Source organism: Agromyces humi (assembly GCF_009720255.1).
GTDB classification, from domain to species: Bacteria; Actinomycetota; Actinomycetes; order Actinomycetales; family Microbacteriaceae; genus Agromyces; species Agromyces humi.
On record NZ_WJSP02000188.1, the window covers coordinates 1 to 7,038 of the forward strand.

8 protein-coding genes are annotated in these 7,038 nt (G+C 66.5%); 6 read left to right on the plus strand and 2 right to left on the minus strand.

Annotated elements, in window-relative coordinates:
* From GH736_RS14165 to GH736_RS14190, 6 genes are all read left to right on the plus strand, one after another.
* The coding region (locus GH736_RS14165; protein ID WP_203230774.1) for a cytochrome c oxidase subunit 3 at nt 1–121 on the plus strand (121 nt) is incomplete at its 5' end.
* Between the two features lie 49 nt (nt 122–170).
* Complete coding sequence (gene qcrC, locus GH736_RS14170; RefSeq protein WP_159604367.1) at nt 171–962, plus strand: cytochrome bc1 complex diheme cytochrome c subunit; 792 nt, start codon at nt 171–173, stop codon at nt 960–962.
* 33 nt (nt 963–995) lie between these two features.
* The gene (gene qcrA / locus GH736_RS14175) at nt 996–2,072 is read left to right on the plus strand and encodes a cytochrome bc1 complex Rieske iron-sulfur subunit (RefSeq protein WP_159604369.1); all 1,077 of its coding nucleotides are present in this window, start codon (nt 996–998) and stop codon (nt 2,070–2,072) included.
* Nucleotides 2,069–3,676 (plus strand): cytochrome bc1 complex cytochrome b subunit, encoded by a 1,608-nt coding sequence (gene qcrB / locus GH736_RS14180; protein WP_159604371.1) that lies wholly within the window; start codon nt 2,069–2,071, stop codon nt 3,674–3,676. Before qcrA ends, qcrB begins: the two co-directional genes overlap by 4 nt.
* Nucleotides 3,677–3,710: 34 nt before the next feature.
* Nucleotides 3,711–4,571, plus strand: a complete 861-nt coding sequence (locus tag GH736_RS14185) for a putative RNA methyltransferase (RefSeq protein ID WP_159604373.1) — start codon at nt 3,711–3,713, stop codon at nt 4,569–4,571.
* Between the two features lie 74 nt (nt 4,572–4,645).
* Entirely contained in the window at nt 4,646–5,308 is a 663-nt protein-coding gene (locus GH736_RS14190; protein WP_159604375.1) for a methyltransferase domain-containing protein, read from the plus strand.
* Nucleotides 5,309–5,380: 72 nt separating this feature from the next.
* Here GH736_RS14190 and GH736_RS14195 read toward each other — a convergent pair whose 3' ends face one another.
* Nucleotides 5,381–5,803 carry a cytochrome c oxidase subunit 4 gene (locus GH736_RS14195; RefSeq protein ID WP_159604377.1) on the minus strand — a complete coding sequence of 141 codons (423 nt, stop codon included), beginning with the start codon at nt 5,801–5,803 and terminating at the stop codon, nt 5,381–5,383.
* Nucleotides 5,804–7,038 (minus strand): cytochrome c oxidase subunit I (locus GH736_RS14200; RefSeq protein WP_159604379.1); only part of this gene is annotated, 1,235 nt, incomplete at its 5' end.

Sequence of the window (7,038 nt, forward strand, 5' to 3'; positions counted from 1 at the left end):
CTTCGCCGTCAAGAACTTCGGCCACAAGGAGGCGACCAGCGCGATCGTCGTCTCCTACTACTGGCACTTCGTCGATGTCGTCTGGATCGGCCTGTTCCTCGTCATCTACGTCCTCAAATAGAGACTGCAGGAGCTTCACGAACAGCATGCCCGCGAACAGGAAGAAACTGATGAACCGCTCGAAGCGACGCACCGGACGCCGGCACCCGCTCGCCACCGTCGCACTGCTGGCGCTCGGACTCGTCTTCACCGGCGGAGCGTACGCGGCGCTGAGCACGGGCACGGCCCAGGCCGAGGCCGAGCCGACGTCGCAGGCGACGATCGAAGAGGGCAAGAAGCTCTTCCAGGCCAACTGCGCCACGTGCCACGGCCTCGAAGCCCAGGGCACCGCCAACGGCCCGAGCCTCATCGGCGTCGGTGCGGCTGCCGTCGACTTCCAGGTGGGCACCGGCCGCATGCCGATGCAGATGCAGGGTCCGCAGGCGCAGCAGAAGCCGCCGCAGTTCGAAGACGAGCAGGTCAAGCAGCTCGCCTACTACGTCGCCTCGCTCGGCCCCGGCCCCGACATCCCCGCCGACCACCTCGTCAACGGCGGAGGCGACGCGGCGAACGGCGCAGAGCTCTTCCGCATCAACTGCGCCATGTGCCACAACGTCGCGGGCGCCGGCGGAGCGCTCACCGAGGGCAAGTTCGCCCCTCCGCTCACCGACGTGTCCGGCGTCCACATCTACGAGGCGATGGTCACGGGCCCGCAGAACATGCCCGTCTTCAACGATCTGAACATCTCCCCCGAAGACAAGCGCGACGTCATCACGTACCTCAAGTACGTGCAGGACAACCGCTCCCCGGGCGGTTTCGAGCTCGGCTCGCTCGGCCCGGTCGCCGAGGGCCTGTTCATCTGGATCTTCGGTCTCGGCGCGATCGTCGCGATCACCGTGTGGATCACGGCGAAATCCAACTAGCGCCCGGCACCGAATACCTCAAGAAGGAGAACCATGGCACAGGACGACCACAGCGGCGCTGATCTCGCCGTTGCCGACTCGTCGCACGCCGCGCACGAACCAGCCGTTTCGCCGGGCACCGCGATCGTCGCCTCCGACGGATTCCAGAACCCCGGCTTCCCGCCGCACCGTCCGCGCGTGACCGACGAGGACCCCAAGCGCGAGAAGCGCGCGAGCCGCACGGTCTACACGCTCTTCTACCTGTCGATCGTCGGCAGTGTCTGGGCGGTGGCGGCCTACATGCTGTTCCCCATCGAGTCCAACGATGTCGGCGCGGTCCGCCTGAACAACATGTTCATCGGCCTCGGCGCGACGCTCGCCCTGCTCGGGCTCGGCTTCGGCATCGTGCACTGGGGCAAGTCGATCATGGCCGACGTCGAGCTCGCCGACGAGCGGCACCCGATCGGCGGCTCCCCCGAGACGCAGGCGGCCGCCGTCAAGGTCTTCACCGATGCGGACCGCGAGTCCGGCTTCACGCGCCGTTCGGTGATCCGCAACAGCCTCATCGGCGCGCTCATCGCCTTCCCGCTTCCCGCGGTCGTGCTCTTCCGCGGGTTCGCACCCCAAGACCAGCTTCCCGTCGAACTGCTCAGCCACACCATGTGGGCGAAGGGCACGCGACTGACGCTCGACCCGTCGGGGGTGCCGATCAAGGCCGCCGACATCACGATCGGCAGCGCGTTCCACGTCATCCCCGAGGGTCTGGCCGAGCTGGAGCACGGGCGGCTGGAGGAGAAGGCCAAGGCGGCCGTCCTCCTCATGCGCCTCGAGCCGAGTGAGCTCAACCAGGCGCCGGATCGGGAGTCCTGGTCGTACGACGGCATCGTGGCCTACTCCAAGATCTGCACGCACGTCGGATGCCCCGTGGCCCTGTACGAGCAGCACACGCACCACCTGCTCTGCCCGTGCCACCAGTCTCAGTTCGACGTGGCCAACCACTGCGAGGTCATCTTCGGCCCCGCCAAGCGCCCGCTGCCGCAGCTTCCGATCGCCGTCGACGATGAGGGCTACCTCATCGCCCAGAGCGACTTCAACGAACCCGTCGGCCCGAGTTTCTGGGAGCGCAGTTGAGTACCATCACCTCTCGCGACGACACGCAGAAGCGGTCGTTCACGGCTGCCGCGTCGACCTACGTCAACGAGCGCACCAGCCTTGCCGGCTTCGTCAAGGAGCTCGGTCGCAAGGCCTTCCCCGACCACTGGTCGTTCCTCCTCGGCGAGGTCGCGCTCTTCAGCTTCGTCGTCATCCTCATCACCGGCACCTTCCTGACGTTCTTCTTCCAGGCGTCCATGGCCGAGGTCCACTACGACGGCTCCTACGTGCCGCTCAAGGGCGTCGAGATGTCCGTGGCGATGGCGTCGACGCTCGACATCTCGTTCGACATCCGCGGCGGCCTGTTCGTGCGCCAGATGCACCACTGGGCTGCCCTGCTCTTCGTGGCGTCGATCGGCCTGCACATGCTGCGCATCTTCTTCACCGGTGCGTTCCGCAAGCCGCGCGAGCTCAACTGGGTGATCGGCTTCACCATGTTCATCCTGGCGATGGGTGAGGGCTTCACCGGGTACTCCCTTCCCGACGACCTGCTCTCGGGCAACGGCCTGCGCATCATCGACGGCCTGATCAAGGGCATCCCGGTGATCGGCACGTGGACGTCGTTCCTGCTCTTCGGCGGCGAGTTCCCCGGCACTGCGATCGTGGGTCGCCTGTACACGCTGCACATCCTGTTGCTGCCCGCCATCCTGGTCGCGCTCATCGCCATCCACCTCGTCTTCGTCGTGGTGCACAAGCACACGCAGTACGCCGCACCCGGCAAGACGCAGCAGAATGCGGTCGGCCCGCCCATCCTGCCGATCTACGCGGCGAAGGCCGGCGGGTTCTTCTTCATCATCTTCGGTGTGCTGGCGCTCATCGCGTCGATGTTCACGATCAACCCGATCTGGAGCTACGGGCCGTACGACCCCTCCCCCGTGTCGGCCGGTACGCAGCCCGACTGGTACATCGGCTTCGCCGACGGCGCCCTGCGTCTCATCCCGCCGGGCTGGGAGTTCGTGTGGCTCGACCGCACCTGGTCGTTCAACATCCTGGTCCCGCTCATCGCGATCGGCATCTTCATCGTCCTCGTCGTGATCTACCCGTTCATCGAGGCGTGGGTGACCGGCGACAAGCGGGAGCACCACATCGCCGACCGGCCGCGCAACGCTCCGACCCGCACGGCCATCGGTGCCGCGGGTGTCACGTTCTACGCGGGCCTCTGGGCCGCGGCGAGCTCCGACATCCTCGCGACCCACTTCTCGCTCACGATGGAGGGGGTCATCCACGCCCTCCAGGCGGTCGTGATCATCGGCCCGTTCCTCGCGTACTTCATCACGAAGCGCGTGTGCATCGCGCTGCAGAAGAAGGATCGTGAGATCGTGCTGCACGGCTACGAGTCGGGTCGCATCGTGAAGCTGCCGGGTGGCGAGTTCATCGAGGTGCACCAGCCCCTCGACGAGTACGACCGCTGGCGTCTGGTGAGTTACGACGCCTACCAGCCGCTCATGATCCGCCCGAACGCGCGCGGCAAGATCACGGTCGGCCAGAAGCTCCGTGCCGGGATGTCGCGTTGGTTCTTCGAGGACCGCATCGCACCGGTCACCCGCGGCGAGCTCGAGGCATCGCACTCGGCGCATCACTGAGTCACGGCTTCAGACGGAATCGGGCACCGGGCCCATGTCGATCGATTCGGCGTGGCTCCGGTGCCCGAACTGTTCCCGTGACCTCGCTGCGATCGACGAGCGCGTCTACGGGTGCCCGAGCGGCCACCGCTTCGACCGCGCCAAGCACGGCTACCTGACCCTCCTTTCGCCCCGTGCGCCGCGGACGGTCGGCGATGATCGCGAGATGCTGGCGGCGCGCGCCTCACTGCTCGACGGCGGCGCCTACTCCCCCATCTCCGACGCGCTGATCGAAGCGATCGGGAACGATGCCACGGCGTCGAACGTGGCCTCGCTGCGAATCGCCGATCTCGCCTGCGGTACCGGCTACTACTCCGGTGCCCTCGCACGTTCCATTCCCGATGCACGGCTGCTCCTGGCCGACCGCTCCCCCGATGCCGTGCGAATGAGCCTTCGGTCGATTCCCGAGGCCACGGGGGTCGTGCTCGACCTCTGGAGCCCGCTTCCGATCCGGGACGGCGTCGTCGACGTCGCCCTGAACGTGTTCGGACCCCGCAACCCGGCCGAGTTCGCACGCGTGCTCGCGCCCGGTGGACGGCTCGTGGTGGTGGTGCCGCGCCCCGGTCATCTCGCCGAACTGCGTCGAGACGGCCAGCTGCTCGACGTGCCCGCCGGCAAGGCGGAGCAGGTGGTGAAGCAGTTCGCACCCCATGGCCTGGACCTGATCGCATCGACGACGATCGAGTACGCCCTGCGCACCGATCCCCCGATGCGCCGGCTCCTCGTCGGCATGGGACCCTCCGCACGTCACGCGACGACCGTGACGACGACCGGCACTGAGCCCGAGCAGTCGATCGACGTGACGATCTCCGTCGATATCCTGGTCTTCGGGCACGCGACCGCATCGACCGGCTGACTCACCTTTGGCCTGATATCGCCACCGTGGGCCGGTACGGCGACACACCCGAGCGATCGACTCATACTGTTCCCATGGACGAGTGCTGTGGTCCGACGGACCCGAGTCGCTACGACGCGGTCTTCGATGCGCGATTCGCCGCGAAGCGGGCGCGTCAGTACCGTCGGAAGGGACTCACGCCGACCGAGCGTCAGCTCGTCGAGTTCCTCGTCTCCACCGGCACCGGTCTCAGCGGCCGAACGGTCCTCGAGGTCGGCGGGGGTGTCGGCGAGGTGCAGTTGGAACTCCTCGCACGCGGGGCCGCTCGCACGACGAATCTCGAGCTGTCCGCCGCGTACGAGGTTGAGGCGGCTCGGTTGATCGATGAGGCCGGAGTGGGCGACCGCGTCGACCGCCTCGTCGGCATCGATCTCGCCGCGTCGCCTGAGGCCGTCGAACGGGCCGATGTGGTGGTGCTGCACCGCGTGGTGTGCTGCTATCCGGATGTCCGACGATTGCTGGGAGCAGCGGCAGATCGTGCGCGCCGCACGATCGTCTTCTCGTATCCGCCACGAACGATCGTGACGCGAGCGACGGTGGCCATCGGCAACCTCATGGTTCGTGTATCGGGTCGGAGCTACCGCGGCTATGTGCATTCGCCGCAGCTCATGCTGGACGTCCTCCGTTCCCACGGCCTCGAACCCGTCTACCGCCATCGTGGCCCCGCTTGGTGCCTTCTCGGCGCCGTGCGCGGTTGACCTCGAGCGAGAGGTCATGCGTGAAGCCCCGGCGCGGATGCGCCGGGGCTTCAGACACGTACTGAGTCGGACTCAGCGAGCGAAGTTGCCGCGGTAGTACTCGAAGACCCAACCGACCAGGGCGATCACCACGATCGGCACGGCGATGAACGCGATCCAGAATCCGATGGCAAGACCGAGGAAGCCGAGGGCCGCGCCGGCCGCGAGGACCATCGGCCACCAGCTCCACGGGCTGAAGAAGCCGAGCTCGGGGTCGCCGTCGTCGATGTTGGCATCGAGACGATCCTCGGGCAGCTCAGCGCCCTGCGCCTTGTGCACGCGTCCGAGGTAGAAGGCGATGAATGCGGCCAGGACGGTCGTGAGCGACAACGCGACGGTTCCCGCCCACTCCACACCCGGGTCGTTGCCGTCGATGCTCGTCCAGACGCTGTAGAGGATCGCCGAGAAGGCGAAGAAGGCCGCCAGGATCCAGAAGAGAATGGCGTTCGCGCGCATTTACTTGACTTCCTTCGTCGCTGCGTCGTAGACCGGTGCTTCGGGTGCATCCTTCGCTGGGCCGATGCCCACGGGGATGCCGGCTTCGGGGTGGTTCAGGTCGAACGCCGGTGCCTCGGATCGGATGCGCGGGATGGAGGTGAAGTTGTGCCGCGGCGGCGGGCAGCTCGTGGCCCACTCGAGCGAACGGCCGTAGCCCCACGGGTCGTTCACGGTGACCTTCGGCGCACGACGCGCCGTGAGGTACACGTTGAGGAAGAACGGGATCATCGAGACGGCGAGGATGCCGGCACCGATCGTCGACAGCTGGTTCATCCAGGTGATGTTGTCCTCGGGCAGGTACGAGTAGTACCGGCGGGGCATCGCCACGACGCCCAGCCAGTGCTGGATGAGGAACGTGGTGTGGAAGCCGATGAACAGCAGCCAGAAGTGCCACTTGCCCAGCGTCTCGTTGAGCATCTTCCCGGTCCACTTCGGCCACCAGAAGTAGAACCCGGCGAACATCGCGAACACGACGGTGCCGAACACGACGTAATGGAAGTGGGCGACGACGAAGTACGTGTCGGAGACGGCGAAGTCCAGCGGCGGCGACGCCAGGATGACGCCGGTCAGGCCGCCGAACACGAAGGTGATGAGGAAGCCGATCGACCACACGAGCGGCGTCTCGAAGGTGATCGAACCGCGCCACATCGTGCCGATCCAGTTGAAGATCTTCACGCCGGTGGGCACCGCGATGAGCATCGTCATCAAGGCGAAGAACGGCAGCAGTACCGAGCCGGTGACGTACATGTGGTGGGCCCACACCGTCACCGACAGCGCGGCGATGGCGATGGTCGCGTAGATGAGGGTCTTGTAGCCGAAGATCGGCTTGCGACTGAACACCGGGAAGATCTCCGACACGATGCCGAAGAACGGCAGCGCGATGATGTAGACCTCGGGGTGCCCGAAGAACCAGAACAGGTGCTGCCACAGGATCACGCCGCCGTTGGCGGGGTCGTAGATGTGGGCATCGAAGATGCGGTCCGCGCCGGCAGCGAGGATGGCCGCGGCGAGCACGGGGAACGCCATCAGCACGAGGATCGACGTCACGAGCGTGTTCCACGTGAAGATCGGCATGCGGAACATCGTCATGCCGGGTGCGCGCATGGTGATGATCGTGGTGATGAAGTTCACCGCGCCGAGGATGGTTCCGAAGCCCGAGAGGCCCAGGCCGAGCATCCACAGGTTGCCGCCGA

What these genes read in the sequence shown, in the direction of transcription:
- qcrC (WP_159604367.1), top strand. Translation starts at nt 171, where the DNA reads ATGAACCGCTCGAAGCGACGCACCGGACGCCGGCACCCGCTCGCCACC.
- qcrA (WP_159604369.1), top strand. Translation starts at nt 996, where the DNA reads ATGGCACAGGACGACCACAGCGGCGCTGATCTCGCCGTTGCCGACTCG.
- GH736_RS14185 (WP_159604373.1), top strand. Translation starts at nt 3,711, where the DNA reads ATGTCGATCGATTCGGCGTGGCTCCGGTGCCCGAACTGTTCCCGTGAC.
- GH736_RS14190 (WP_159604375.1), top strand. Translation starts at nt 4,646, where the DNA reads ATGGACGAGTGCTGTGGTCCGACGGACCCGAGTCGCTACGACGCGGTC.
- GH736_RS14195 (WP_159604377.1), bottom strand. Translation starts at nt 5,803, where the DNA reads ATGCGCGCGAACGCCATTCTCTTCTGGATCCTGGCGGCCTTCTTCGCC.